Origin of the sequence: Brachybacterium sp. JB7 (genome assembly GCF_003335205.1) — a bacterium.
Taxonomy (GTDB): Bacteria; Actinomycetota; Actinomycetes; order Actinomycetales; family Dermabacteraceae; genus Brachybacterium; species Brachybacterium alimentarium.
Genome location: NZ_QPGN01000005.1, coordinates 69,895 through 95,820, shown reverse-complemented (window position 1 = coordinate 95,820; position 25,926 = coordinate 69,895). Strand labels below are relative to the sequence as shown.

Genomic DNA, 25,926 nt, shown 5'->3' with positions numbered 1-25,926 from the left:
ATGGCCAGCACCAGGCGGTTCGGCGCCCGGCGTGCGCTCTCGCACACGACTCCTGACTGTTCAGTCACCCCTCTGGCCAGGCAGTGGACGCTCCACTGCGGACTTACCTAGGGTGATGAACCGTCTGCAGCCTGAGGGGAGCTCACGGCTGCCGGCACCATCCCACCGCCGGGCCAGCTCGCTCGTGCGAACCGGTCCGCAGCGCTCGCACGTCGATCGAAAGGACCGAGATGGCAGAGGCTGCCAAGATCCCGCGCCCCCTGGAGACCCCCGGAGCCGGGAGGGACCCCGGTGGACGCGGATCGGGATCACCGAGCAGCTCTGCGACCGCACCGACGCCCTCCCCCGTGAACTGGCCCGTGTTCGTGGGCACCGCCGTTCTCATCGTCGCCTTCGTGCTCTTCGCGGCCATCTGGCCGGACACGGCAGAGACCGTCATCTTCGGCTCGATGGGCTGGGTCGCCACGAACTTCGGCTGGTACTACGTGCTGACCGCGACGCTCGTGGTCCTGTTCGTGCTGATCGTCGCGTTCTCCAAGGTCGGAGGGACACGGATGGGCCCGGACCACTCCGTGCCGAAGTACAATCTGTTCACCTGGGCGGCGATGCTCTTCGCCGCCGGCATCGGCGTGGACCTCATGTTCTTCGGGATCTCCGGCCCCGCCACCAACTTCCTCACCCCGCCGGACGTCCCGGCCGGCTCCGAGGAGGCGGCACGGATGGCGCCGATCTGGACGATCTTCCACTACGGCATCCCCGGCTGGGCGATGTACGCGCTGATGGGCATGGCCTTCGGACTGTTCGCCTATCGCTACCACCTGCCGCTGTCGATCCGTTCCGCCCTGGCCCCGATCTTCGGGAAGCGGATCCACGGCCCCGTGGGCCACGTCGCCGAGATCGGTGCCACGATCGGCACCATCTTCGGCATCTCGGTCTCCCTGGGTATCGGCGTCGTCTTCCTGAACTTCGGCCTCTCCGCCCTCTTCGGGATCCCCAACTCCCTCGGCGTGCAGATCGCGCTGATGGCGCTGGCCGTGTTCATCACGATCCTGTCCACCGTCTCCGGCGTGGACAAGGGCATCCGCCGGCTCTCCGAGCTCAACGTCATCCTCGCGATCATCCTCATGCTGTGGGTGCTGTTCTCCGGCAACACCCATGAGCTGCTGAACTCCCTGGTGCAGAACATCGGTGACTTCTTCTCCCGGTTCCCGTCGATGATGATGAACACCTTCGCCTACACCGACGGCGCCGCCGAGGCCGGCTACTCCTCGGACCAGTGGATGGCGGACTGGACCCTGTTCTTCTGGGCCTGGTGGATCGCCTGGGCGCCCTTCGTGAGCCTGTTCCTCGCGCGGATCTCCCGTGGCCGCACGCTGCGTCAGTTCGTGGTCGGCGTGCTGCTGATCCCGTTCTCGTTCATCCTGCTGTGGGTGTCGATCTTCGGGAACGCGGCACTGAGCTTCTTCGGCGACGCGGAGTTCCTGGACCTCGCGATCAACCAGCCCGAGTCCGGTTTCTTCAACCTGCTGCAGCAGTACCCCGGTGCCACCTTCACCACCGCGGTCGCCCTGGTCACCGGCCTGTTCTTCTACGTCACCTCGGCGGACTCCGGTTCGCTGGTGATGGCCAACATGACGTCCAAGGCCTCGACCACCGACTCCGACGGGGCGCCCTGGCTGCGCATCGTGTGGGCGGTGATCACCGGCGCCCTGACGCTGGTCATGCTGTTCATCAACGGTGTGTACACGCTGCAGGCCGCGACCGTGATGGTGGGCCTGCCGCTGTCGGTGCTCATCTACCTGGTCATGTTCAGCCTGTGGAAGGTGCTGCGCACGGAGAGCATGAACCTCGAGTCGCGCCGCGCGGCCCTGCCGGCGATGCTCACCAGCCGCGTGCGCGACGCCGGGACCGGTGAGCGCGGATCGTGGCGCCAGCGGCTGCACATGCGCATGTCCTACGCCGATGAGGCGAAGGCGCGCGAATACGTCGAGAGCGTCGCCGCTCCCGCGGTCGAGGAGGTCGCGGCCGAGCTCGCGAAGCTCGGAGCCGACGTCTCCTGCCATCGCGGGGACCACCCGGACTGCTCGGTCCCGTTCGTGGACCTCGTGGTCTCCTTCCGGGATGCCGAGGACTTCAAATACCAGGCCTACCCGGTGGCCTACTCGGTGCCGAGCTTCGCCGCGAACCTCTCCACCGTGCGGGACGTCTACTACCGCATCGAGATCTTCTCGATGCTCGGCTCCCGCGGACGGGACATCATGGGGTACACGAAGGAGCAGGTGATCACCGATGTCCTGGACTCCTACGACCACCACATCATGTATCTCACGATGAGCCAGGAGATCGGCACCGCGACCGGCACCATCCCGGTCACCGCGCCGGAGACCTGGATCGACACCGATCAGATCGACCCGACGGACGACCATCCCACCGACCCCGCGCTCGTCTCCGACGAGATCGGGACCAAGGAGAACAATGACTGACACCTCCGCCACCCTGTTCATCGACGGTCAGTGGGTGCCCTCCTCCACCGGTGCCACCCGCACCGTCACCTGCCCGGCCGACCAGTCCGAGGTCGGCATCGTCTCCGAGGCGAGCGCCGAGGACGTCGAGCGTGCGATCCTCGCGGCCCGTCGGGCCTTCGACTCGCGCGTCTGGGCCGACAAGCCCGCGTCCGAGCGCGGCGATTTCCTGCTGCACGTCGCCGATGCGCTGCAGGCCCGCAAGGACGAGTTCGCCCGCGCCGAGGCGCTGGACACCGGCAAGCGCCTGGTCGAGGCCGAGGGCGACATGGACGACATCACCGCCTGCTTCCGCTACTTCGGGAAGATCGCCGACCAGAACCCCGGCCGTCTCGTCGACGCCGGCGATGACAGCGTCATCTCCCGCGTGGTGCACGAGCCGATCGGCGTGTGCGGCATGATCACGCCGTGGAACTTCCCGCTGCTGCAGGCCTCGTGGAAGATCGCCCCGGCCCTCGCCGCAGGCAACTCCTTCGTGATCAAGCCCGCCGAGCTCACCCCGCACACCACGATCCTGATCCTGGACGTGCTCGACAAGCTCGGCCTCCCGGCCGGGGTGGCGAACCTGGTGCTCGGCGACGGCGGCGTGGTCGGCGCTCCACTGTCCTCCCACCCGGAGATCGACCTGGTCTCCTTCACCGGCGGCCTGGTCACCGGTCGCAAGATCGCCGAGGCGGCTGCGCAGGGCGTCAAGAAGGTCGCCCTCGAGCTGGGCGGCAAGAACCCCAACGTGGTGTTCGCCGACGCCGACTACGAGGCGGCGCTGGACAATGCGCTCAACGCCGGCTTCCTGGACTCCGGGCTGGTCTGCTCGGCGGGCACTCGCCTGATCGTGCAGGACACCATCGCCGAGAAGTTCGTCGACGAGCTGGTCCAGCGCGCCGAGGGCATCGTCATGGGCGGCCCGCTGGACGAGAAGGCCGAGACCGGCCCGCTGGTCTCGAAGGAGCACCGCGACAAGGTCACCGATTACGTCCAGCGCGGCATCGAGGCCGGGGCTCGCCTGCGCACCGGCGGCAACTGGGGCGGCCCGGAGCACGAGCAGGGCTTCTTCTACGCCCCGACCGTGCTGGACGACTGCAGCTCCGACAACCCGGCCGTGGTCGAGGAGGGCTTCGGCCCGGTGATCACCGTCGAGACCTTCTCCACCGAGGAGGAGGCGATCTCGATCGCCAACGACACCGAGTACGGCCTGGCCGGCGCGGTGTGGAGCTCGGATGCGGGGACCGCGAACCGCGTCTCGCGGCGTCTGCGCCACGGCACCATCTGGATCAACGATTACCACCCCTACCTGCCGCAGGCGGAGTGGGGCGGCTTCAAGATGTCCGGCGTCGGCCGCGAGCTCGGCCCCACCGGTCTCGAGGAGTACACCGAGACCAAGCACATCTACCAGAACACCGAGCCGGCCGTCTCCGGCTGGTTCCCGCGCAAGGGCTGATCAGCCCCTCGCCCATCCCCTCATCCGTCGACAGGAAGCAGAAGCCATGTCCACCCAGGACCTCATGTCCGAGAACCCCGTCTCCGAGTTCGATTACGTCATCGTCGGCGGCGGCTCCGCCGGCGCGGCGCTGGCCTCGCGCCTCAGCGAGGATCCGAGCGTCGACGTCGCCCTGCTCGAGGCCGGCCCCTCCGATCTCGAGCACCAGGAGGTGCTGCAGCTCAAGCGCTGGCCCGAGCTGCTCGAGTCCGGGCTGGACTGGGACTACCCGATCGAGCCGCAGGAGAACGGCAACTCCTTCATGCGCCATGCGCGCGCGAAGGTGCTGGGCGGCTGCTCCTCGCACAACTCGTGCATCGCCTTCCACCCGCCGGCGGAGGACATGGACCTGTGGGAGGAGCTGGGCGCCGAGGGCTGGAACGCCGAGACGATCATGCCGCTGATCGCACGCCTGGAGACGAACATGTCCCGCACCGGCGAGGGCCACGGCACCGACGGTCCCGTGCACCTGATGGACGTCCCGCCCGAGGATCCCGTCGGCGTCGCGCTGCTGGAGGCCTGTGAGCAGGCCGGGATCCCCAAGGCCACGTTCAACGACTTCGAGACCGTCGTCAACGGCGCCAACTGGTTCCAGGTCAACCGCCAGGCCGACGGCACCCGCGCCTCGTCCTCGGTCTCCTACCTGCACCCGAACCTCGAGCGCGAGAACCTGCACGTCCTCACCGGCCTGCAGGTGATGCGGGTGCTGTTCGACGAGGACCAGCGGGCCACGGGCGTGGAGTACATCGACAACGCCTTCGACCGCTCCTCGATCATGCACGCGCGGCGCGAGGTCATCCTCTCCGCGGGGGCGATCGACTCCCCGAAGCTGCTGATGCTCTCGGGCATCGGCCCGGCCGACCATCTGCGCGAGGTGGGCATCGACGTGCGCGTCGACTCCCCCGGCGTCGGCTCGAACCTGCAGGACCACCCGGAGGCCGTGATCTCCTGGGAGTCCAGCCAGAAGATGACCCGCGAGTCCACCCAGTGGTGGGAGATCGGCATCTTCAGCCCCACCCAGGAGGGCCTGGACCTGCCGGACCTGATGATGCACTACGGCTCGGTGCCCTTCGACATGCACACCCGCCGTCAGGGTTACCCCACCTCGCCGGAGTCCTTCGCGCTCACGCCGAACGTCACCCACGCCCGCTCGCGCGGCACGGTGCGTCTGCGCACCATCGACTACCGCGACAAGCCGAAGGTCGATCCGCGCTACTTCACCGACGAGGAGGGCCACGACATGGCCGTCGCCGTCGCCGGTATCCGCAAGGCTCGCGAGATCATCTCGCAGCCCGGCATGGACGCCTACCGCGGCCGTGAGCTGTTCCCCGGCGAGGACGTGCAGACCGACGAGGAGATCGCGGACTACGTCTCCAAGACCCACAACACGGTCTACCACCCCGCCGGCTCGTGCCGGATGGGCGCGGTGGACGACGACATGTCGCCCCTTGATCCGCAGCTGCGGGTCAAGGGCGTGAAGGGCCTGCGCGTGGTCGACGGCTCGGTCATGCCGCAGCTGGTCGCGGTGAACCCCAACATCACCACCATGCTGATCGGCGAGCGGGCGGCGGATCTGATCCGCGGCGAGCACGGCGCCTGATCCTGCTGATTCCGCCGGGGCCGCTGCGGCGGGCGCGCTGAGACGACGACGGGCGGCCCCCTCCAGCGAGGGGGCCGCCCGTCGTCGTCCCGTGCCGTCCTGCTCCGCGCGTCACGCTGTCGAGCGGACCATGCGGCTCAGCGGGTCGCGTCGATGAGGATCTTGCCGTTCGCGGTGCCGGACATGCTGGCCTCGAAGGCCTCCGCGACCTCGACCAGCGGGACGGTGCGGTCGATCGTCACCTCGAGGGCGCCGTCGGCGACCTTCTCCAGCAGGGCGGCGAGGCGTGCGCCGTCGGGCCGCACCCACAGCCAGCGCCCGCCGTGCTCCTCGACCGACGGATCGGCGATCGAGATGTGCCGCCCGCCCTCGGTGAGCAGTGCGAGCGTCTCCTCGCGCACACCGCCCACGAAGTCGGCCACGGCGCTCACGCCCTCGGGGGCGATCTCGCGCACCCGCTCGACCAGGCCCTCTCCATAGTTCACCGGGGTGACCCCGATGGCCTGCAGCTTCTCGTGGTTGTGCGAGGAAGCGGTGCCGATCACGCGGGCACCGGCCTCCACCGCGAGCTGCGCGGCGAGGAATCCGACCCCGCCGGACGCGGCATGGATCAGCACCGTGTCATCGCTGCTCAGCTCGAGCGTCTCGACGGAGCGCAGAGCGGTCAGCCCCGTCAGCGGAAGGCCGGCGGCGATCTCGAATTCCACGCCGTCCGGGATCTTCGCGACCGAGGTGGCGGGCAGCGCCACGAACTCGGCGAAGGTGCCGCCGTGGACCACGTCGGTGCGCCCGTAGGAGGCGACGCGGTCACCGGGGGCGAACTCGGGGGAGTCGGGGCCGACCTGCTCGACCACCCCGGACACGTCCCAACCGGGGATCACGGGGAAGACGGCGTCGAGCATCTGGTCCAGGCCGCCCGCCATCACCTTCCAGTCCACCGGGTTCACGGCCGCGCGCTCCACGCGGATCAGCACGTTCCCGGGGCCGACCTTCGGCTGCGGGAGATCGGTGAGCTCGAGGGTCGAAGGGTCGCCGTATTCGGTATAGGTCATTGCACGCATACGAGGAGAACTCCGCGGGGAGCACTCACATTCCTGGGACCGGAAGCCGAGTAGCCTCGAGGGTGAGGCGTCCCACCATCGTGACGCCGTTCGGGAGCACGAGGGGGAGCATCATGCCCGGCCATGAGGGACGGACCTACGTCGTCACCGGAGCCGATTCCGGCATCGGCGAGCACACGGCGCGAACGCTCGAGGAGCAGGGCGGCCGCGTGCTCCGCTGCGGCCTCGGCGCCGAGATGGACGTGCGGGCGAACCTCGGCACCGAGAGCGGCCGCGATCTGCTCATGAAGGAGATCGCCGCTCGCGCGCCGGGCGGTCTGGACGGTCTGGCCCTGGTGGCCGGACTGACCGAGGCCTCGGCCGACGCCGTGCACGTGAACTACTTCGGCACCCTCTCCGTGCTCGCCGGGCTGCGGCCCCTGCTGCGGTTGAAGGAGCAGCCCCGGGTCGTGATCGTCTCCTCCGCGGCCTCGCTCTCCGCCGGGGACGACGACGTCATCACCGCGTGCCTGCGCGGCGACGAGGAAGCTGCGGGCGCCGCCGCCGAGCGCGCTGTGGCCGCCGGGCGCGGCGGGATGCTGTACCGGTCCTCGAAGATCGCGCTGAACCGGTGGGTGCGGCAGTCCGCGACCGCCGAGGAGTGGGCCGGGACCGGCGTGGTCCTGAACGTCGTCGCGCCCGGAGTGGTCGAGACCGACACCGCACGGGACGAGCTGCTCGCCGCGCCGGACGAGGTGCGGATGCTCAGCGCCGCGCTCCCCCAGCCCCTCGGGTTCCCCGGCCCCGTGCAGGCCGTCGCCGACGCGATCAGCTGGATGATCAGCGCCGAGAACTCGTTCATGGCCGGACAGATCGTCTTCATCGACGGCGGGGCCGATGCCGCGCTGCGCTCGGACAAGCCCTACTCCGACGGGGTCCGCTACGGACCGGCCGCGATGTCGAGGATGCTCTTCTGGGCGCTCAGGGCACGCGTGGCCTCCTGGCGCCGCGACTGAGCTGTCCCCGGCGCCGGCACGGAGCGCTGATCCGACATCGACCCGTCCCGCGGCGCCGACGCGGAGCGGTGATCCGACGTGGACCGGTCTCCCGGCCCGACGCAGACGGCGGCCGGTCTCCGGACCTCGGTGGGACGACAGCGGGGCCGGGGCGGCCATCCGGTCCCGGACGGTCACCTCGGCCCCGCTGCCGTCCACTCGTTCCTGGTCAGCGCCCGGCGGTGCGGATCTGCCCGTAGCCGAGAGCTCCCCAGAAGTCGCCGCGGACGTACCGCTGCTCGGGGTCCGGCTCGTAGTCCCAGGGACGCGAGCGGCCGTTCTGGAGGGCTTGTGCGACCAGACGGCGTCGCGCCTGGCTCGCCAGGACCTTCTCCTCGAGGGCGTCGAGGTCGTACTGCGCCCCGACCGCTGCGCGCAGGTCCGCCACGAGCTCGACCTGGTCGGGATCGGCCGCGATGCTGCGGAGCTCGTGAGGATCGGTGTCCAGGTCGAACAGCTGATCAGGGTCCCCGGGGCAGACCACGAACTTGTGTCGGCCGCGCACCAGCGTCAGCTGCGGACGCAGCGTGCCCTCGGCGAGGTATTCGATGATCACGTCGCGGTCCGCCGGACCGGTGGTGCCGCTGCGCTCACGGCGGGCCGACTCGAGCAGGGAGAGTCCCTGCCGTGCGGGGGCGGTCGCCTCGGCCGCCGCGGAGGCGGCGCCGTCGGCCCCGCCGAGCTCGAGCAGCGTGGGCATGAGGTCCAGCAGCGAGACCGGGTTCGCGTAGCGGCCGGCCGGCACGAGGTCCTCGGGTCCGTGGATGATCAGGGGCACCCGCGAGGATTCCTCGTAGGGCGACATCTTGAACCACAGCCCCTTCTCGCCGAGCATGTCGCCGTGGTCGCTGGTGACCACGACGACCGTGTCCTCCCAGAGGCCCAGGCTCTCCAGACGCTCCCGGATCCGACCGATGTGGTCGTCGATGTAGCTGACCGCGGCGTAATAGGAGCGCCGGGCCCGGCGCACCTCCTCGTCGCTGGTCTCGCGCTGGTCGAAGCCGCTCATCGCGCGCAGCCGGTGGCTGTGCGGGTCCTGCGCGGGATCGGGGACCTCCGGGTGCCGCGGGGCGGGGATGTCCACGTCCGCGAAGCGGTCCCAGTGCTCCTGCGGCGGCTCGTAGGGGTCGTGCGGGTGGATGAAGCTGGTGACCATCAGGAACGGCACCCGCTCCCCCGCCGCCTGGTCGGCGCGCACCCGGTCGTTCAGATGACGCAGCGCGCGGAAGCCCACCTCGTCGTCGAAATCGAGCTGGACCGTGGCCTGGGAGACGCCGGCGGTGTGGACCGCATCGGCGTCGTGGTACCACTGCAGCCGGTCGCCGAGGTCCCGCTGCCAGTCAGGGACCATGTCCATGTCCGCCGGGTAGACGTCGGTGGTCAGGCGCTGCTCGAATCCGTGGTGCTGGTCCGGGCCGATGAAGTGCATCCGCCCCACCAGCGCCGTGTGATAGCCGACGGCGCGCAGATGATGGGCGAACGTGGGGATCGACGCGGCGAAGTCGGAACCGTTGTCGTAGCAGTCGATGTCCGAGGGCATGCGCCCCGTCATCATCGAGGCGCGCGAGGGCGCGCACAGCGGAGTGTTGCAGTAGGCGCGATCGAAGACGGCGGCGTCGGCCGCCAGTTCGTCGATGTGCGGGGTGCGAGCGGCGGTGTCGCCGTACGCGCCCAGCGCCTGGGCGGCCATCTGATCAGCCTGGATGACGACGATATTCGGTCTCGTGGTCACGGTTCCTCCTTCATGGTCGATGCGGTCGACGCAGTCGGTGCGGCGCGGCGGCGCCCGTCTCCATCCTGCTGCGGGGACCGGTTCATTCCTTCAGCGGGGACGCCGGCGATGCGCCGCCGTCGGACGACGGCTCGTCGTGCTCGTCGTGCTCGTCGTGCTCGTCGTGCTCGTCCGAGGCGACTGTCTCGATCTCCCCGGTCTCGGGCCTCCACCCGTCGGCCCATTCCCCGGTCGCGAAGTCGAAGCCGACCGGATCGCCCTCCTCATCGGTGCGCTGGTACCAGTCGGTGTAGTCCTCATGGGTGGAGTCGACATCCGCGCCTGCGCCCTCACCGGGCTTGGCACGGATCACCTGCAGGCTGAAGTCGTCGTCGAAGCGATCCACCCCGTCGACGACGGCGTTGCTCACCACCACTTCCGCGTACTGCTGGCGCAGGGTCAGCGGATCGGTGCGCAGCTCGCGGACCCAGGCGATGATGATCAGCAGCATCACCAGGGCGAAGGGCACGGCGGTGATGATCACCAGCGACTGCAGCCCCTCCAGGGCGCTCTCGTCGCCCAGCAGCAGCATGACCACGGCGATCCCGCCCATGACCAGGCCCCAGAAGACGACGATCAGCTTGGGCGGGTTCTGGCTGCCGCGCGTGGTGAGGATGCCCATCACCACGGAGGCGGAGTCCGCGGCGGTGATGAAGAAGATCGCGAGGATGATCATGATCAGCACCGGGAGCGCGCCGGACAGCGGCAGGTTCTCCACCATCGAGAACAGCACCTGTGCCGGATTCACCGAGTCCAGCTCCCCGAGCTTGCCCTCGCGGTACATCGAGATCGCAGTGCCGCCCATGATCCCGTAGGCCACGAACAGCAGGGAGGACGGGATGCCGATGACGCCGAGCAGGAACTGGCGGATTGTCCTGCCTCGGGAGATGCGGGCGATGAAGATGCCCACGAAGGGCGACCAGGAGATCCACCAGGCCCAGTAGTAGACGGTCCAGGTGGACTGGAAGTCCAGCGTGTCCGAGCCCCAGGAGGCCGAGCGCGCCATCATCGCGAACAGCGATCCGGCGTACTCCATGACGGCCGACGGCAGCAGGTTCAGCAGGAACAGGGTCGGCCCCAGGATGAACAGCATCCCGGCGAAGCCGATCGTGAGCACGATGTTGATATTCGACAGGTAGCGGATCCCGCGCGAGACGCCGGAGACGGCAGAGATCACGAAGCCGGCCGAGAGCACGCCGATGATCAAGATCATCACGGTGTTGGTCAGCTCCGAGGCGCCGGAGACGATCACCACGCCCTCGCCGATCTGCAGCACTGCGATCCCGAGGGCCGCGGCGGTGCCGAAGAGGGTCGCGATGATCGCGAAGATGTCCACCAGCTGACCCGCCCAGCCCTCGGTGAGCTTCTTGCCGAACAGCCGCTCGAAGATCGAGGACATCAGCAGGGTACGGCCACGCCGGTAGGCGGCGTAGGCGACAGCGCCTCCCACCAGGGCATACATCGCCCAGGCGTGGAAACCCCAGTGGTAATAGGTCTGGGCGAGCGCCATGTGCATCGCCTCGACCGTCTCGGGGTCGTTCGTCAGCGGCGGCGGGGTCAGGAAGTAGGTCAGCGGCTCCGAGGGCCCCCAGAACATCACGCCGATGCCGAGGCCGGCGGCGAACAGCATCGCCACCCACGAGAAGGTGGAGAACTCGGGCTTCTCGCCGTCCTTGCCCAGCGGGATCTTCCCGTAGCGGGAGAAGGCCAGGATCAGCAGGGCGACCAGCACCACCGTCGCGACGGCGTTGAACAGCCAGCCCAGGTGCGTCATCGTCCAGGCATAGGCGATGTCGGCGACCTCGCCGACCCCCGCCGGATCGACGATGCCCCAGATCACGAACGCGACCGTGAGCACGCCGGCCACGCCGAACACGACCTTGTCCACGCTGTAGCGGCGACGCTGCTCATCGATGGCGATACCCGGCACCAGGGCCGGGTGGATGTCATGGGGGTACTGGGGCCGCGAGTAGTCGATGCTCGCCAGCGGATGGCCTGCAGGCCGTTCGGCCCGCTCCTTCCGCACCGTGCTCCGTCGGCCGACATCCTGCTCGTCATCGCTCATCGCGACGCAACTCCGTTCGCTCGGGGACTGGGCAGGCTGAGGCAGCGGCCCGCGCCGCCCCTACGACGAAGGGCACGGCCGTGAAGACGTCTGCCAGGTACAACCTGTGTTCTCACTGTATACAGCGTGGGATTTTCGTCCAGACGGCCCGACGCCCGGGGCGTCGGAGGGTGCTCAATGCCTCTCTTGGTGCCTCTCCCGGTGCCTCACTCGCTCCCCCGATGCCGCATACGGCGAGGGCTCCGGACGCTCAGGCGATGGCTGTCTCCGCCGTCCCGGGGCCGTCTGCGCCGCGGCGGCGCCTGATCACCTGCAGCACCACCACGACCACCGCGAGGACCAGGCCGACAGCGGAGACCGGTATCGAGGGGTACACCATCAGCACGCCGCCGGCGATCAGCAGCACCCGTTCCACGGTTCCGGCTCTCGTGACCAGGAACCCGGCGAGACCGCCGGCGATCGCCGCCATTCCGAGGATCACCGTCACCAGTGCCGGGATCAGCTCCGCGACCGTTCCTTCGAGCAGGAGGGACGGTTCCAGGACGAACACGAACGGGATCAGGAAGCCGGCGATGGCTAACCTGAGGGCCGTGACGCCCGTGCGCAGCGGATTCGACTTCGCGATCCCGGAGCCCGCGTACGCCGCCAGGCACACCGGCGGGGTGATGTCCGCGAGGATGCCGAAGAAGAAGACGAACATGTGCGCGGAGATCAGCGGGACGTCGAAGTTGTTGTAGAGGATCGGTGCGGCGACGGTGGCCGTGACCACGTAGTTGGCCGTCGTCGGCAGTCCCATTCCCAGCACCAGGCTGGCCAGCATGGTGAAGAACAGCACCAGCAGGAAGTTGCCCTGGGCGAGGTCGATGACGCTGTTGCCGAGGCGACCGCCCAGGCCGGTTCCGGTGACCGTGCCGGCGACGATGCCCGCCGTGGCGCAGGCCGCGATCACCGGCAGCGCGGTGCGGGCGGCCGCCTCCAGGGTCTTCACGATCCCCGCGAAGGACATCCGGGTCGACTTCCGCGCGAAGCTCAGCACGAAGGCGACGCCCACGCCCCAGAGCGCAGCACGCGCCGGCGAGAAGCCGGACAGCATCATGTAGACGATGACGATCAACGGGAGGATCAGGTCGATCCTCTTGAGCAGGGACTTCCACGTCGGCAGCTGCGCGAGCGGGAGCCCTTTGATGCCTGACCGCTTGGCCTCGAAGTGCACCGACAGGAAGACGCCGAGGAAGTACAGCAGGGCCGGGATGATCGCGATGATGATGATCTCGCTGTACGGGATCCCGGTGTACTCGGCCATGATGAACGCGGCGGCGCCCATGATCGGCGGCATGATCTGGCCGCCGGTGGACGCGGTCGCCTCCGTCGCCGCGGCGAAGTGCGGGCGGAACCCGGCCTTCTTCATGATCGGGATAGTGAACGAGCCCGAGGCCACGGTGTTGGCCACCGAGGAGCCCGAGATCATGCCCTGCAGCCCGCTGGCCGCGACGGCCGCCTTCGCCGGTCCACCGGTGAAGCGGCCGGTGGCGCGGAACGCCAGATCGTTGAAGAACACCCCGATGTTCGTGTGGATCAGCACCACGGCGAACAGCAGGAACAGGAAGATGAAGGTCGAGGAGACCTGGATCGGCGTGCCGAAGATGCCGGAGCGGGCGGTGAAGAACGTGCCGACGGCGAAGTTCTCCCACGACTGCCCGACGATCAGGGTCGAATAGCCTATCGCCGCCAGCGCGATGAGCACGATCGGCACCCCGACGCAGCGCCTCGTCGCCTCCAGCACCAGCACGATCCCGAGGGTCGCGACGATGTAGTCGAGCTGGCTGAAGCCCAGGATCTGCACCATGTTGCTCGTCAGGTGCGTGTACTGGACGACGATGTACAGGTTCACCGCGAGGGCGGCGACCGCCAGGATCGCGTCGTACCAGGGCACTCCTCGCCGTTCGAGGGAGAGACGCTTGCTGGCCGGGTACAGCAGGAAGATGATCGAAGTGGCCCCGGCCAGGTGGACCGCGCCCTGGATCAGCGAGGGGCGCGATCCGAAGATCCCGGTGTAGAGATGGAAGAGCGTCAGCGCGACGGACAGACCGCCGACGATCCAGGCCCAGACCCCGAGGTGGGTGCGGAACCGGCTGGAGGAGTCGTGCTCGCGCAGCACCTCCTGCGCACGCTCCTCCGCCTCGGCCGTGGCGACCTCGTCGACCTCCAGCTCCGAGGACCCCGGTGCGTGCTCGTGGTCTGCGGAGGTCATGTCAGATGAGCCCCTGTTCCTTGTAGTACTTCTCGGCGCCCGGGTGCAGCGGGACATCGCCCTGACCCGAGAGGGCGAAGTCGTGGGTGATCAGGTCTCCCTGCGGCAGGGTGATCTGATCGGCGTGCTCGAAGGTGGCCGCCGTGAGGTCATAGCCCAGCTCGGGGCTGACCTGCGAGGTGGAGGCGACCAGGGTCGCCGCCACGGACAGAGTGATGACCGGCTCCTCGAGGAAGTCGTAGGAATCGGGCTCGATCGTGTAGGCGTCGAACGAGGTCTCGCCGGCCACCTCATCCGCCTTCTCCTGGTCCATGGAGATCAGAGTGACCTCGTTGGTCGCGGCGAGGTCGCCGAGCGAGCCGGTCGGGGTCCCGACCACGAAGATCGAGGCGTCGATGTTGTTGTCGCGCAGAAGGTCCAGCGAGCTGGCGAAGTCCTGCTCGAAGGGCTCGTAGTCGCCTTCCTCGATGCCGTAGGCGGCGAGGATGGCGTCAGAGGCGGCGCGGGTGCCGGAACCGACGTCGCCGACGGCGATCCGCTTGCCCTTGAGATCCTCCGGGCTCTCGAATCCGCTGCTCGCCAGCGCGACGATGTGCGCGGCCTCGGGGTAGAGGGCAGCGATCCAGCCGACGTTGTCCACCTTCGCGCCCTCGAACTCGCCGGTCCCGGTGACCGCGGTCTGGGCGGTGTCGCTCTGGACGATCCCGAGCTGCCACTCGCCCTGGAAGATCTTGCCGATGTTCTCCACCGAGGCCCCGCTGTCGGTGTAATTCACCGTCACGCCATCGATGCTGTCCTCGTAGATAGTGGCGTACTCGCCGCCCAGCGGGTAGTACACGCCCCCAGTGCCACCGGTGCCGAAGGTCAGGTCGGTGACGAAGTCTTCCTCGTCCCCTCCTGCGGAACCTCCCGAGTCCTCGCTCCCGCAGGCGGCGAGCAGTCCGAGCGCCGCGACCGGGCCCAGCGTGGCGAATGTCCGTCGTCCGATCCTCATGGGTCTTCTCCTCAGTGAGTACGCGCAGCGACGAGGATGTGACCGGACCTATCGGCGACGTCGTCGACGGGTCCCGACCGCCTCGTCAGGGATGTTCGATCACATCACAGATCACGCACCGAGCGCTCCGGTTTCCACACGGTCACGTCATAACGTTTCGGACTCTTTCCCCAGGGCACGATGGGTTCGGCGGACGACGACGGCCGAGAGATCCCACCGGCGCCTCAGACCTCGCGCACCTGACCGTCCTCCACCCGCCACCGTCGATCCGTCCGGACCGTGGCGAGCATGCGCCGGTCATGGGTCACCAGCAGCAGTGTGCCGCTGTACGCCTGAAGTGCCTGCTCAAGCTGCTCGATGGCGGGGAGGTCCAGGTGGTTGGTCGGCTCGTCGAGCACCAGCAGGTTCACGCCCCGGCCCTGCAGCAGCGCGAGGGCCGCGCGGGTCTGCTCCCCCGGGCTGAGCTCGTCGACCGGGCGCCCGACGTGATCCGCGCGCAGTCCGAACTTCGCCAGCAGGGTGCGCACCTCCGAGGGCGACATCTCCGGGACCTGCGCCTCGAAGGCCGCGGTCAACGGACGGGACCCGGCGAGCAGCGAGCGCGCCTGATCGATCTCACCGATCTGCACCCCGGCTCCGAGGCGCGCTGAGCCGTCGTCCGGCGCACGGTGGCCCAGCAGGGCGCGCAGCAGCGTGGACTTCCCGGCCCCGTTCGGGCCCGTGATCCCGATCCTGTCCCCCGCGTCGACCTGCAGGGAGACCGGGCCGAGGGTGAAATCTCCCTGACGGATCACGGCACCGGAGAGCGTGGAGACGACCGATCCCGAGCGGGGTGCCGCCCCGATCGAGAACTCGAGCTGCCACTCCTTGCGCGGCTCCTCGACCTCCTCGAGCCGCGCGATCCGGCTCTCCATCTGCCGCACCTTCTGCGCCTGCTTCTCGCTGGATTCGGACTGCGCCCGGCGGCGGATCTTGTCATTGTCCGGAGCCTTCTTCATCGCGTTGCGCACGCCCTGGCTGGAGCATTCTCGCTGGGTGCGGGCGCGGGCGACGAGCCCTGCCTTCTTGTCGGCGAACTCCTCGTACTGCTCTCGCGCATGGCGGCGCAGCGTCGCCCGTTCCTCGAGATAGGACTCATAGCCGCCGCCGTAGACCTGGTTGCTGCTCTGGGCGAGGTCGAGCTCGAGCACCCGGGTGACGCAGCGGGCGAGGAACTCGCGGTCATGGCTGACCAGGACCGCTCCGCCGCGCAGCCCGCGCACGAACGCCTCGAGCCGTTCGAGGCCGTCGAGATCGAGGTCGTTGGTGGGTTCGTCCAGCAGCACGACGTCGAAGCGGGACAGCAGCAGGGCGGCCAGGCCCACGCGGGCGGCCTGCCCTCCCGAGAGCGTGGTCATCAGGGTCTGCTGGACGTCCTCGCGGCCCACCTCGAGCCCGAGGTCGGCGAGGACCGCCGGGGCCGGATCCTCGAGGTCCGCGGCGCCGCTGGCCAGCCAGCGGTCCAGCGCGGTCGCGTAGACGTCGGCAGGATCAGCGCCTCCCGGACCCGTGGCTTCCGTCTCTGCGAGCGCTGCGGCCGCGGCGTCCATGTCGCGCGTGGCCTCGGCGCATCCGGTGCGCCGGGCGATGTACTGGGCGACGCTCTCCCCGGGGACCCGCTCATGCTCCTGGGGGAGCCAGCCCACGAAGGCATCCGCCGGAGACAGGGAGACGGTCCCCTCCTGCGGTGCGTCGACCCCCGCGAGCAGCCGCAGCAGCGTCGACTTCCCGGCGCCGTTCGCACCGACCACTCCGACGACGTCGGCGGGAGCGACGGTCAGGTCGAGGTGGTCGAAGAGGGTGCGGTGGCCGTACCCGCCGGCCAGGCCATGGGCCACGAGGGTTGCGGTCATACAGCGATTCTCCCACCACCGGGGTGCTCGCCCCGACCGCTGTCAGGGCATGATCGGCATGGTCAGGACTCGTCGGTGGAGATCCCGAGCGCTGCGGCGTGCTCGGTGATGGTGCGCGCGAGGTTCACGTCCCGGCTGGTGATGCCGCCGACGTCGTGGCTGGTCAGCGTGATCGCGACGGAGGGGTAGGTGAGGGTGATGTCCGGATGGTGATCGGCGGCCTCCGCGGAGTCGCCGATCCGGTTCACGAACGTCAGGCCGGTCGCGAAGTCCCCGGTGGAGAACTGCGCGGTGATCGTGTCCTCGACCTGCTTCCAGCCGGTGAGCCCGGCGTCGGAGATCTCGGACGAGGTGAGGGGCTGCTTCGGATCCGTCATGACCCCATCGTGCTCCCGGAACCGTGGTGGGTCCACCCTTGCCCCGGTTCGCGTCGGACCGGGCGGTGCATCCATCACCTCGGCCCCGACCCACGTCAGCCCCAGCGCTGCGTACTCCCCGCCGGCCCGTCGGCCCCTTTCGCGGCTTCCATGACGAGCTGTTTGGTGCGCACCGCGTCGATTCCTGCGGCGGCGAAGGCCTCGCCGCCCCCGTGATGCTGCAGCAGAGCATCGATCTCGGGGGCTGCCTGCCCAATGCCCGGCCCACGGACGACGGCACCGCGACGAAGACCGGCGACGAGACGCCCGACGACGGCACCGAGCACCCGGCCTGACCGCTCGGCCGGTTCCTGGCGTCACGGCGAGCGCACCGACGATGACGCTCGAGCGGCCGCTGTGGCTTACATTGCACTCATGTGTCGCCGCCTCCTCGCTCGCGCGTTCTGGACGGTCAGCCGATGGCGGCTGGCGTCCGAGCCGGCGCCGTCCCGTCCCTCGGTGCTGGTCGGCGCCCCGCACACCTCGAACTGGGACTTCGTGTTCATGCTCGCCATCGCCTGGCGCCTGGGCATCACCTTCCGATGGCTCGGGAAGCACACCCTGTTCACGGGATGGCGGAATCCGCTCATGCGCGCGCTGGGCGGCATCCCCGTGGACCGCGCCGATCCCAGCCGCGTCGTCACCGAGGTGGTGGACCGGATCCGCTCCGGGGAGTCCTTCTGCCTCGTCGTCACGCCGGACGGCACCCGCCAAGGCAACACGAGCTGGAAGTCGGGCTTCTACCGCATCGCCCGGGCGACGGGGATGCCCGTGACCCTCGGCTTCGTGGATCGCACGTCGATGACCACGGGCCTCGGCCCCACGTTCGCCCTCACCGGGGACATCAGCGCTGACATGGACCGCATCCGCGCCTTCTACTCCGACAAGAGCGGCCATCACCCCGAGCGCCGGGTCGAGCCCCGGCTGCGCGAGGAGTGCGAGGAGGACTGAGGTCCTCATGCCGTACGGCAGACTCGTCCTATGGAGGATCTGCAGGTGGGCCCTGGCCCCGGCGCACCGGGAGGCCTGATCGTGCCCACCGCCGAGCTGCTCGAGCAGTTCTCGCATTCCTCTGGGCCCGGCGGGCAGGGCGTGAACACGACCGACTCCAAAGTGCAGCTGAGCCTCGATCTGGCGACCACCACGGCCCTGGACGACACCCAGCGCAACCGGGTGCTGGCCGCCCTGGCCCCGCGCCTGGCAGGCACGATGCTGATCATCAGCGCCGAGGAGCACCGCTCCCAGCGACGCAACCGGGTGGCCGCCCGCGAGCGGCTCGCCGCGCTCCTGCGCGAGGCGGTCGCCCCTCCCGTGGTGCGCAGGCCCACCAAGCCGACCCGGGGTTCCCAGCGTCGGCGCCTGGCCTCGAAGAAGCGTCGCTCCGAGACCAAGCAGAACCGTCGGCGCCCCGGGATCGACTGACCCTCTCGGTACACTCAGAGTGTGACCCCGCTCACTGCACCGACGATGCCCGTGCCGCCCCCGACGGAGCCTGCACTGGCCTCCGCACTCGCGCTCGCCCGGGAGCGGCCCGCGGAGCTCAGCGTCAGCGATCTCGCCGACCACGCCGGATACAGCCCCTTCCACTTCTCGCGCCTGTTCACACGGCACGCCGGGATCGGGCCCGGCCAGTACCTCACCGCCCTCCGGATCGATACCGCGAAGCGCCTTCTGCTGACCGACGACGAGGCGGTGATCGAGGTGGCGACCGCCGTCGGGTTCACCTCGCTCTCCAGCTTCACCCGCCGCTTCCGGGAGACCGTCGGAGTGCCTCCGGCCCAGCTGCGCCGCCTCGCTGAGCGCATCAGCGACACACCTCCCCGGCCCTTCTCGCTGCTCCGGCCGGGGACCGGGACAGTGCATGCGGAGATCGAGCTCCCGCCCGCCTTCAGCCCGCGCGGCGATGCCTCGATCTGGGTGGGCTGGTATCCGCATCCGGCGCCGATCGGGCTGCCGCACTCGGGCACGCTGATCTCCGGCTCCTCCACGGTGCAGCTGCCGCTACGCCCGGGAGCGCCCTTCCTGCTGGGCTTCGCCGTGCCGATGCACGCCGATGCGTGGGACCAGCTGGCTCCCTCGGCCCCGATGGTCGCCGTCCACCCCCTGCCGCTCACGCAGCCCGAGCAGGTCACGCTGCGCTTCACACTCCCGGAGATGACCCGGCCGCCGCTGCTGACCGCGCTGCCGAGCCTCTGCAGGCGCTGAGCCGTCAGCGATGCACGCAGGCGTCAACGATGCAGAGAGCCGTCCGCGATGCATAGAGCTTGTCGAGCTGCACGAACGCATGACCCGAGCACGCCAGCTCGTCACCACGCCGCCACGCCGCCACGCCGCCACGCCGGGCTCGAGGCTCGAGCAAGGTGCGCACGATCGGACAATCCTTCGCCGACGCCGGCTCCTAGCGTGGAGACAGCAGCCCGGGCCCGCGAGCCCACCATCTCAGGAGGAGACATGACCCGCACCACCGGCACCAGCACCTGGACCGATCTCAGCGTCACCGACCTGCCCGCCGCGAAGGCCTTCTACGCAGGCCTGTTCGACTGGGAGTTCGAGGACCTCGGCGAGGACTTCCACCATTACCACCTGATCCGCCGGGAGGGCGCGCTCGTCGGCGGCCTCATGGACGTCACCGGGATGACCTGCCCGGAGGGCAAGCCTCTCGAGGCCGAATGGGGTGTGTTCCTCGAGGTCGACGACGTCGACTCGCGCGCCCAGAAGGTGACCGCCGCCGGCGGGACCCTCGTGATGCCGCCGGACTCGCTCAGCGACTTCGGGAGGATGTGCGTCGCCCTCGATGCGACCGGGGCGGTCATTGGGCTGTGGCAGTCCGGAACGAATCAGGGCTTCGAGTTCACCGGCGGCCCCGGATCCCCCGTGTGGTTCGAGCTGATGACACACCAGTTCGACACGGCCGATGCCTTCTACACCGAGGTGTTCGACGCGAACCTCGTACCCATGAGCGACCCCATGGAGGACACCTCGTTCCGGTACTGGACCAACGGCCCCGGGGAGCAGGCCAGCTGGGGACTGGGCGATGCGACCGGGGTGATGCCCGAGGCCGCCGCCGGCTGGCGCGTCTACTTCGGGGTCGAGGCCTCCGAGCCGGCTCTGGCGAAGGTGGCCGAGCTCGGCGGCACCGTGCTCGACGGTCCGGTCGACTCCCCCTTCGGACGGATCGCGACCATCGCCGATCCGTGCGGAGCATCGTTCCAGATCAGCGCGATGAGCGAGGCCGTCCCGGAGGGCTGAACTCCGCGTCGACGCACGGCAGGGGCGCCCGGGCATCCGGGCGCCCCTGCCGTGCGTCAGCCGTCCCCGCAGCGCGTCAGTCGCCCCTGCCGTGCGTCAGTCGTCGTCCCCGGCGCTGACGCGCGCGACCAGCTGCGTCGGGTTCACGAAGCGCAGCGCGATGATCAGGGTGATCAGCATCATCGCGGTGTACAGGAACGCCATCGCCGAGACCAGCGGTCGCGGCTCCGAACCGCCGGCCGATGTCATCGCGCGGAAGATGGAGACCACGAGGGTGTCCGTTCCCGGTCCGGAGACCAGGTACGTCAGCTCGAACATCCCCACGGTGCGCACCAGCACCAGGATCGCCGCAGCGAGGATCCCGGGCACCAGGATCGGGCCCAGGATGCGCACGAACACGTGGCGCATCCGGGCTCCGCTCATGCGGGCGGCGTTCTCGATCGCCGGATTGATCTGCTCGATGAACGGGGTCATCGTGATGATCACGAACGGCACCGAGGGCACCAGGTTCACGAGGATCACGGCGAGCACCGTGCGGCCCAGCCCGAAGTTGTACATCACGGTCGCCAACGGGATGCCGAAGGTGATCGGCGGGATGATCACCGGCAGCAGGAACAGCGCCGTGACCGCCTTCTTGAAGGGGAACTGGCGCCGGGCGAGCGTGTAGGAGGCGGGCACCCCGATGAGGATCGACAGCGCCACCACCGAGATCGCGACGACCAGCGTGACCAGGATGACGTGGCCCAGCTCGAAGCGGGACCAGGCCTCCGAGTACCAGCCGGCCGTGAACTCCTCGGGCAGCCACTTGGCGAACCAGGCCGTGCCGAAGGAGTCGATGACGACGCTGATCAGGATTCCCAGCAGGAAGATCAGGAAGGCGGCGATGCCGGCCCACGCCACCCAGGTGCTGGGCTGCGCGGACAGCGCGCGGTCGCCGGGGATGCGGTCGGCCGCCGGATTCGGGGCCGGAGGGGTCGGCGCGGTGAGCGGCCCGACCTCGGTGGTGGTGGGTGCGTCCTCGTGCGGAGCGCTCTCCACGTTCTGCATGGTCATCAGCCCTTGCCCCCTGTCGAGCCCTTGTACAGGAATGAACGGCCCAGCAGCACGGTCGCGACCACGGCCAGCTCGGCCAGGCCCATCATGATCGCGACGGTCGAGGCCATCGGATAGTCGAACTGCTCACCGAAGAAGCGGTACGCGACCACGGCGAGCACACGGGTGGATCCGCTCGGGTCGCCGACGAGCGTCGCCGAGGGGAAGACGCTGAAGGCGAGCACGAAGGTGAGGATGAACGTGGTCGCCAGCCCCGGCGCGAGCAGCGGCAGGGTGATGCGCAGGAATCGCTGCGCCCAGCCCGCCCCGAGCGCGCGGGCCGCCCGGTCCAGCGACGGGTCGATCCCCGAGAGGTACGACGAGATCAGCAGGAACGCGAAGGGGAATCCCGAGATGATCAGCGACAGCAGCACGCCGATGTAGTTGTGCACCAGCGTCAGCGGCTGATCGAGGATCCCGAGGTTCATCAGCGTGTGGTTCAACCAGCCCTGGCGGCCCGCGAAGATCAGCAGGCCCTGCGCGGTGAGCACCGTGCCCAGGGTGATCGGCAGGACCAGCAGCGTCGAGATCAGCTGCTTGCCCCGGAACTTCGGCTTGAGCTTGATCGCCAGCGGGATCGACACCAGCACGTTGAACAGCGCGGCGGGGATCGCCAGACGCGCCGTGAGCCACACCGATTCGACCGTGAACGCATCGCCGAAGAAGCGCACGTAATTCGCCAGGATCCCACCGCCCCAGGTGTCCACCGTGTCCTCGGTGGGCTGGAGCGTGAGCCCGAAGCCGTAGGCGAAGGGGTAGACGAACAGCGCCAGGATGAACACGATCGCCGGCACCATCAGCAGCAGCTGGGAGTCGATGCCGCGGTCGGCCAGACGGTGGCGCAGGCTGGCGGTGCCGCGGGTCTGCTTCGTGCCGCCCACCGCCGAGGCGGTCATGCCGGCACCGCCGTGTCATGGGCGACGGTCGTCGCGGTGTCGAGATCCTCCTGATAGACCAGCGCCCGCGACGGATCGACGGTGAGCAGCACCTTCGTGCCCACCTCGGGAGCGTGGTCGGAGCGCACGTGCAGGGTGCGTCCTCCGGTGGTGCGCACCTCGACCGCGTAGTCACGCCCCTGGTACTCGACGATCTCGACGTCGGCGGCGATGGTGTTGACCGGGGAGGCCGCCGCGCTCTGCGAAGCCTGCACGACCAGGTCGGTGGGGCGCACGGCCAATCGCACCGTCTCCCCTGCCGCGGTGGGATTCACCGCGGTGCCGACGAGCTCGAGGTCGTCGGCCCGGATCCGCACCCGGCCCTGTCCGTCGGCGTCCGCGGAGACCGTGGCCTCCAGCAGATTGCGGTATCCCATGAAGTCGGCGACGTGCCAGTTCGCGGGGTTGTCGTGCAGCTCCTGCGGGGTGCCGATCTGCTGGACGCGCCCCGCGCGCAGCACCACCAGGCGATCGGCCAGGGACAGCGCCTCCTCCTGGTCGTGGGTGACGTAGACGGTGGTCAGACCCAGCGTCTGGTGCAGGCGCCGGATCTCGGTGCGCATCTCCAGCCGCAGCTTCGCGTCGAGGTTCGACAGCGGCTCGTCCATCAGCACCACGCGCGGCTCGATGACGACCGCGCGGGCGATCGCGACGCGCTGCTGCTGGCCGCCGGAGAGCTGGCCGGGAAGCTTCTTGGCCTGGTCCTCCAGGCGCACCAGGCGCAGTGCCTCGGCGACCCGGCGGGCGGTCTCGCTGCGGGAGACCCCGCGCATCTGCAGACCGAACGCCACGTTCTTCTCCACGGTGAGGTGCGGAAACAGGGCGTAGCTCTGGAACACCATCCCGAAGTCGCGCTTCTCCGGGGGCAGCACGTCGACTCGCTGATCGCCGACGTGGATCGACCCGTCGGTGAGCGGGAGCAGCCCCGCCAGACAGTTCAGGGCGGTGGACTTGCCGCAGCCCGAGGGGCCCAGCAGGGCGATGAACTCGCCGCGCTGCACGGTCAGGTCGAAGCCCTGGAGGGCCGTGGTGCCCCCGAATCGCCTGCCCACGTTCTCGATGCGGATGGTGTCGAACTCTTCGGCTGACGTGGTCATCTCGTCGCGCCTCTCCTTCTGCGGTGGTCGTCCGGTCGCGGATGCGCGCTCAGCCCTGGCTGCCGACCTCGCGGTCCCAGAGGTCGAAGGCCTTGACCATGAGGTCCGGCTCGAGCGGGGTCTCCTGCGGGGCGGAGTCGATGAGCTCGTCGTACCAGTCGCGACCGAACTCCTCGACGACCTTCTGGCTCTCCTCGGGAGCGAGGTCGAGGGTGGCGCCCTCGACGGCGGGGCCGGGGTAGAAGTAGCCCTCGTCGTAGGCCATCGCGTTGTACTCGGGCTCGAGGATGCCGTTGAGCAGGTTGAGCAGGGCGGAGATCTTGTCCGCGCTCTGGCCGACCGGGATGACGGCGTAATGAGCGTCGGTGACCCAGGTGAACTCGTCGAACGCGGCGGCCTCGTACTCGGCGGGAAGCTGCCCGGTGGCCCGGGGGTTGATGTCCCAGCCGGTGGTCGTCGGGATCATGTTCCAGCTGCCGTCGGCCATGTTGGAGATGACCTGACCGGTGCCGCTGGGGTAGTTGTCGACGTACTGGCCGAGATCCTTGAGGTACTCCCAGGTCTTCTCCCAGCCGTTCTCGGGGTCCTTGGGATCCGAGTCGCCGAGGATGTACGGCAGCCCCATGAGGAAGGTGCGGCCGGGCCCGGAGTTCGCGGGGCGGGCGTAGCCGAACTCACCGGGGTGCTCCTTCGCCCAGGCCAGCAGGTCCTCGGGGGTGGTGGGGACCTCGTCGACCTTGTCGGGGTTGTACTGCAGCAGCGGACCCGACGGGTAGTAGGAGAGCACGATGCCGTAGCCGGAGGCGAGCTCCTGCATCGAGGCGGCGGCCTCGAGGTAGGTGTCCTGGTTGCCGAGGCGGTCCCCGTAGGAGTCGATCAGCGGGATCCACAGGTCCGAGCCGATCCCGGCGGACAGACCGTCGTTGCCGGTCAGGACCAGGTCGACCTCGAGACGGCCGCTGTCCACCTGCGGCTTGATCTGGCCCACGAGGGACGGGGCGTCGCCGGATTCGAAGTTCACCGAGGAGACGATCTCCGGATGGTCCTCGGCCCACTTCTCGATCATCGGACCGAGCTCCTTCTGGGCACCGGCCACGTCGAAGATGTTCAGCGCGACGGCCTCGGACGGGGTCTCGGGGATCTCCTCGTCCGGAGCGTCGTCGGACTCTCCCCCGCCGGAGCCGGGGGCGGAGCAGGCGGCCAGACCCGCGGCGGCGCCGACGGCGACGAGCCCGACGGTCGCGGTGCGACGGGTGAGGGTGGGGCGAAGGGTGGTGCGCATGACGGGTTCCTCCTGGTGATGTCCCGTCACTGCGGCGTGGCGGGAGCCGGATGCGCAGGCCGTGGCCGACGCGGGGATGGTCACCGGTCGACGACGACCGGTGCGACAGCGGTGGAATCCCGGACGATCAGCTCGGCCGGGAGGATCGGGGACGGGGCGGGCGCCCCGTCGTGCATGGTCGACAGCAGCAGGTCGACGGCGGTGCGCCCCATGCGCACACGCGGGACATCGACCGTGGTCAGGTGCGGGCGGACGTACGTCGCCGCGGACACGTTGTCGATCCCGGTGACGCTCATGTCCTCCGGGACCCGCACGCCGCGTTGCGCGAGCCGGTCGAGGATGCCCAGGGCGAGCAGATCGTTGAAGGCGACGATCGCGGTGACGCCGGCGGCGAGCGCCTGATCGGCGGCGCCCAGGCCGCCGCTGAGGTAGGGCTGGAAGGAGCCGAGGTCGATCAGCCCGACATCGCTCTCCTGCTCGGCGAAGCGATGGACCGCCTGCGCGCGACGGCGATGGGTCCAGGACTGCAGCGGGCCGCCCGCATACGCGATGCGGCGGTGGCCGAGCGCCTGCAGGTGCCGCAGCGAGGACGTCATGCCGCGGTCCTCGTCGAACATCACGCTGGGAACCCCGGTGACCTCGCGGTTCGCGGTGACGGTGGGCACGCGCCGCGCGACGTCGAGGATGTTCTCGTCGTCGCCGCGGGGCGAGCACAGGATCAGTCCGTCCACACCGGAGGCGATCGACTCGAGCATCGTGCGCTCGAGCATGCCGTCCTCCTCGATGTCGCTGACCACCACAAGCATCCCGGCGGATCGGGCGCGGGCCTGCACGCCCTTGGCGATCAGGCCGAAGAAGGGGTTCTCGAGATCGGGGACGACGAGGCCGAGCATCCCGGGGCGGGCCCTGTCGGTGCTCGGACCGAGCGCCGGCCGGTACCGGAGATCGCGGGCGATGGCGAGCACGTGCTCACGGGTCCCGGAGGCGACCAGCTCGGGATGCGCCATCGTGCGGGAGACCGTCGAGATGGAGACCTCTGCCGCGGCGGCGACATCGCGGATCGTGGTGCTGCTGCGCATGCTCGCCCACCTCGCACTCGATCGCCGGTATCGGCCTCGGTGCCGATGACCATAGAGTGCAGTCGTTTCATCGTGGTGTCAATCACATTCACGCATCGGTTCTCGCAGC

General features: G+C 69.4%; 20 protein-coding genes. 8 read left to right on the top strand and 12 right to left on the bottom strand.

Going from position 1 to position 25,926, the window contains the following annotated elements; genetic code table 11:
• The first annotated feature begins 230 nt into the window (after nucleotides 1-230).
• Genes betT through CIK81_RS08210 form a run of 3 tightly spaced genes read left to right on the top strand, consistent with a single transcriptional unit; the run spans nucleotide 231 to nucleotide 5,599 of the window.
• Nucleotides 231-2,483: a choline BCCT transporter BetT gene (gene betT, locus CIK81_RS08220; RefSeq protein WP_096164458.1), complete on the top strand. Its 2,253-nt coding sequence runs from the start codon at nucleotides 231-233 to the stop codon at nucleotides 2,481-2,483.
• Nucleotides 2,476-3,960: an aldehyde dehydrogenase family protein gene (locus tag CIK81_RS08215; RefSeq protein ID WP_114355610.1), complete on the top strand. Its 1,485-nt coding sequence runs from the start codon at nucleotides 2,476-2,478 to the stop codon at nucleotides 3,958-3,960. The genes betT and CIK81_RS08215 overlap by 8 nt, the downstream gene beginning before the upstream one ends.
• Nucleotides 3,961-4,006: 46 nt before the next feature.
• Nucleotides 4,007-5,599 (top strand): GMC family oxidoreductase, encoded by a 1,593-nt coding sequence (locus tag CIK81_RS08210; RefSeq protein WP_096164456.1) that lies wholly within the window; start codon nucleotides 4,007-4,009, stop codon nucleotides 5,597-5,599.
• Nucleotides 5,600-5,736: 137 nt separating this feature from the next.
• On the opposite strand, the gene CIK81_RS08205 is transcribed toward CIK81_RS08210, so the two are convergent.
• Complete coding sequence (locus CIK81_RS08205; RefSeq protein ID WP_096164455.1) at nucleotides 5,737-6,651, bottom strand: NADP-dependent oxidoreductase; 915 nt, start codon at nucleotides 6,649-6,651, stop codon at nucleotides 5,737-5,739.
• Nucleotides 6,652-6,773: 122 nt separating this feature from the next.
• Between CIK81_RS08205 and CIK81_RS08200 the strand changes: the two genes are divergently transcribed.
• On the top strand, nucleotides 6,774-7,655 hold the full coding sequence (locus CIK81_RS08200) for an SDR family oxidoreductase (protein WP_096164454.1): 882 nt from the start codon (nucleotides 6,774-6,776) through the stop codon (nucleotides 7,653-7,655).
• A 208-nt stretch (nucleotides 7,656-7,863) separates the two neighbouring features.
• Here CIK81_RS08200 and betC read toward each other — a convergent pair whose 3' ends face one another.
• From betC to CIK81_RS08170, 6 genes are all read right to left on the bottom strand, one after another.
• The gene (betC, locus tag CIK81_RS08195) at nucleotides 7,864-9,426 is read right to left on the bottom strand and encodes a choline-sulfatase (protein ID WP_114329433.1); all 1,563 of its coding nucleotides are present in this window, start codon (nucleotides 9,424-9,426) and stop codon (nucleotides 7,864-7,866) included.
• Between the two features lie 82 nt (nucleotides 9,427-9,508).
• A complete protein-coding gene (locus CIK81_RS08190; RefSeq protein WP_114355609.1) occupies nucleotides 9,509-11,530 on the bottom strand; it encodes a BCCT family transporter in 2,022 nt (673 codons plus the stop codon).
• A 250-nt stretch (nucleotides 11,531-11,780) separates the two neighbouring features.
• Nucleotides 11,781-13,781 (bottom strand): TRAP transporter permease, encoded by a 2,001-nt coding sequence (locus tag CIK81_RS08185; RefSeq protein WP_096164451.1) that lies wholly within the window; start codon nucleotides 13,779-13,781, stop codon nucleotides 11,781-11,783.
• A 1-nt stretch (nucleotide 13,782) separates the two neighbouring features.
• The gene (locus tag CIK81_RS08180) at nucleotides 13,783-14,775 is read right to left on the bottom strand and encodes a TAXI family TRAP transporter solute-binding subunit (RefSeq protein WP_096164450.1); all 993 of its coding nucleotides are present in this window, start codon (nucleotides 14,773-14,775) and stop codon (nucleotides 13,783-13,785) included.
• Between the two features lie 224 nt (nucleotides 14,776-14,999).
• Entirely contained in the window at nucleotides 15,000-16,667 is a 1,668-nt protein-coding gene (locus tag CIK81_RS08175) for an ABC-F family ATP-binding cassette domain-containing protein (RefSeq protein WP_096197992.1), read from the bottom strand.
• Between the two features lie 62 nt (nucleotides 16,668-16,729).
• Nucleotides 16,730-17,044, bottom strand: coding sequence for a 4a-hydroxytetrahydrobiopterin dehydratase (locus CIK81_RS08170; RefSeq protein WP_096197993.1), 315 nt, complete (start codon nucleotides 17,042-17,044; stop codon nucleotides 16,730-16,732).
• Between the two features lie 414 nt (nucleotides 17,045-17,458).
• On the opposite strand from CIK81_RS08170, the gene CIK81_RS08165 reads away from it, so the two are divergent.
• The 4 genes from CIK81_RS08165 (at nucleotide 17,459) to CIK81_RS08150 (ending at nucleotide 20,332) form a co-directional block, all read left to right on the top strand.
• The gene (locus CIK81_RS08165; protein ID WP_114307185.1) at nucleotides 17,459-18,034 is read left to right on the top strand and encodes a 1-acyl-sn-glycerol-3-phosphate acyltransferase; all 576 of its coding nucleotides are present in this window, start codon (nucleotides 17,459-17,461) and stop codon (nucleotides 18,032-18,034) included.
• A 30-nt stretch (nucleotides 18,035-18,064) separates the two neighbouring features.
• Complete coding sequence (arfB, locus tag CIK81_RS08160; RefSeq protein WP_096197995.1) at nucleotides 18,065-18,505, top strand: alternative ribosome rescue aminoacyl-tRNA hydrolase ArfB; 441 nt, start codon at nucleotides 18,065-18,067, stop codon at nucleotides 18,503-18,505.
• A 21-nt stretch (nucleotides 18,506-18,526) separates the two neighbouring features.
• Nucleotides 18,527-19,288, top strand: a complete 762-nt coding sequence (locus tag CIK81_RS08155) for a helix-turn-helix transcriptional regulator (RefSeq protein ID WP_241964077.1) — start codon at nucleotides 18,527-18,529, stop codon at nucleotides 19,286-19,288.
• Between the two features lie 246 nt (nucleotides 19,289-19,534).
• Nucleotides 19,535-20,332, top strand: coding sequence for a VOC family protein (locus tag CIK81_RS08150; protein WP_096197996.1), 798 nt, complete (start codon nucleotides 19,535-19,537; stop codon nucleotides 20,330-20,332).
• A 96-nt stretch (nucleotides 20,333-20,428) separates the two neighbouring features.
• Here the strand turns inward: CIK81_RS08150 and CIK81_RS08145 are convergent, their stop codons facing one another.
• From CIK81_RS08145 to CIK81_RS08125, 5 genes are all read right to left on the bottom strand, one after another.
• Nucleotides 20,429-21,385, bottom strand: coding sequence for an ABC transporter permease (locus CIK81_RS08145; RefSeq protein ID WP_241964076.1), 957 nt, complete (start codon nucleotides 21,383-21,385; stop codon nucleotides 20,429-20,431).
• Nucleotides 21,385-22,320, bottom strand: a complete 936-nt coding sequence (locus CIK81_RS08140; protein WP_114307186.1) for an ABC transporter permease — start codon at nucleotides 22,318-22,320, stop codon at nucleotides 21,385-21,387. The genes CIK81_RS08145 and CIK81_RS08140 overlap by 1 nt, the downstream gene beginning before the upstream one ends.
• Entirely contained in the window at nucleotides 22,317-23,456 is a 1,140-nt protein-coding gene (locus tag CIK81_RS08135) for an ABC transporter ATP-binding protein (protein WP_114306506.1), read from the bottom strand. The genes CIK81_RS08140 and CIK81_RS08135 overlap by 4 nt, the downstream gene beginning before the upstream one ends.
• Before the next feature lie 49 nt (nucleotides 23,457-23,505).
• Entirely contained in the window at nucleotides 23,506-24,738 is a 1,233-nt protein-coding gene (locus CIK81_RS08130; RefSeq protein ID WP_096164442.1) for an extracellular solute-binding protein, read from the bottom strand.
• 80 nt (nucleotides 24,739-24,818) lie between these two features.
• The gene (locus CIK81_RS08125) at nucleotides 24,819-25,817 is read right to left on the bottom strand and encodes a LacI family DNA-binding transcriptional regulator (RefSeq protein WP_114355608.1); all 999 of its coding nucleotides are present in this window, start codon (nucleotides 25,815-25,817) and stop codon (nucleotides 24,819-24,821) included.
• Between the last annotated feature and the right edge of the window lie 109 nt (nucleotides 25,818-25,926).

What these genes read in the sequence shown, in the direction of transcription:
- betT (WP_096164458.1), top strand. Translation starts at nt 231, where the DNA reads ATGGCAGAGGCTGCCAAGATCCCGCGCCCCCTGGAGACCCCCGGAGCC.
- CIK81_RS08215 (WP_114355610.1), top strand. Translation starts at nt 2,476, where the DNA reads ATGACTGACACCTCCGCCACCCTGTTCATCGACGGTCAGTGGGTGCCC.
- CIK81_RS08210 (WP_096164456.1), top strand. Translation starts at nt 4,007, where the DNA reads ATGTCCACCCAGGACCTCATGTCCGAGAACCCCGTCTCCGAGTTCGAT.
- CIK81_RS08205 (WP_096164455.1), bottom strand. Translation starts at nt 6,651, where the DNA reads ATGACCTATACCGAATACGGCGACCCTTCGACCCTCGAGCTCACCGAT.
- CIK81_RS08200 (WP_096164454.1), top strand. Translation starts at nt 6,774, where the DNA reads ATGCCCGGCCATGAGGGACGGACCTACGTCGTCACCGGAGCCGATTCC.
- CIK81_RS08190 (WP_114355609.1), bottom strand. Translation starts at nt 11,530, where the DNA reads ATGAGCGATGACGAGCAGGATGTCGGCCGACGGAGCACGGTGCGGAAG.
- CIK81_RS08185 (WP_096164451.1), bottom strand. Translation starts at nt 13,781, where the DNA reads ATGACCTCCGCAGACCACGAGCACGCACCGGGGTCCTCGGAGCTGGAG.
- CIK81_RS08180 (WP_096164450.1), bottom strand. Translation starts at nt 14,775, where the DNA reads ATGAGGATCGGACGACGGACATTCGCCACGCTGGGCCCGGTCGCGGCG.
- CIK81_RS08175 (WP_096197992.1), bottom strand. Translation starts at nt 16,667, where the DNA reads ATGACCGCAACCCTCGTGGCCCATGGCCTGGCCGGCGGGTACGGCCAC.
- CIK81_RS08170 (WP_096197993.1), bottom strand. Translation starts at nt 17,044, where the DNA reads ATGACGGATCCGAAGCAGCCCCTCACCTCGTCCGAGATCTCCGACGCC.
- CIK81_RS08165 (WP_114307185.1), top strand. Translation starts at nt 17,459, where the DNA reads ATGTGTCGCCGCCTCCTCGCTCGCGCGTTCTGGACGGTCAGCCGATGG.
- arfB (WP_096197995.1), top strand. Translation starts at nt 18,065, where the DNA reads ATGGAGGATCTGCAGGTGGGCCCTGGCCCCGGCGCACCGGGAGGCCTG.
- CIK81_RS08150 (WP_096197996.1), top strand. Translation starts at nt 19,535, where the DNA reads ATGACCCGCACCACCGGCACCAGCACCTGGACCGATCTCAGCGTCACC.
- CIK81_RS08145 (WP_241964076.1), bottom strand. Translation starts at nt 21,385, where the DNA reads ATGACCATGCAGAACGTGGAGAGCGCTCCGCACGAGGACGCACCCACC.
- CIK81_RS08140 (WP_114307186.1), bottom strand. Translation starts at nt 22,320, where the DNA reads ATGACCGCCTCGGCGGTGGGCGGCACGAAGCAGACCCGCGGCACCGCC.
- CIK81_RS08135 (WP_114306506.1), bottom strand. Translation starts at nt 23,456, where the DNA reads ATGACCACGTCAGCCGAAGAGTTCGACACCATCCGCATCGAGAACGTG.
- CIK81_RS08130 (WP_096164442.1), bottom strand. Translation starts at nt 24,738, where the DNA reads ATGCGCACCACCCTTCGCCCCACCCTCACCCGTCGCACCGCGACCGTC.
- CIK81_RS08125 (WP_114355608.1), bottom strand. Translation starts at nt 25,817, where the DNA reads ATGCGCAGCAGCACCACGATCCGCGATGTCGCCGCCGCGGCAGAGGTC.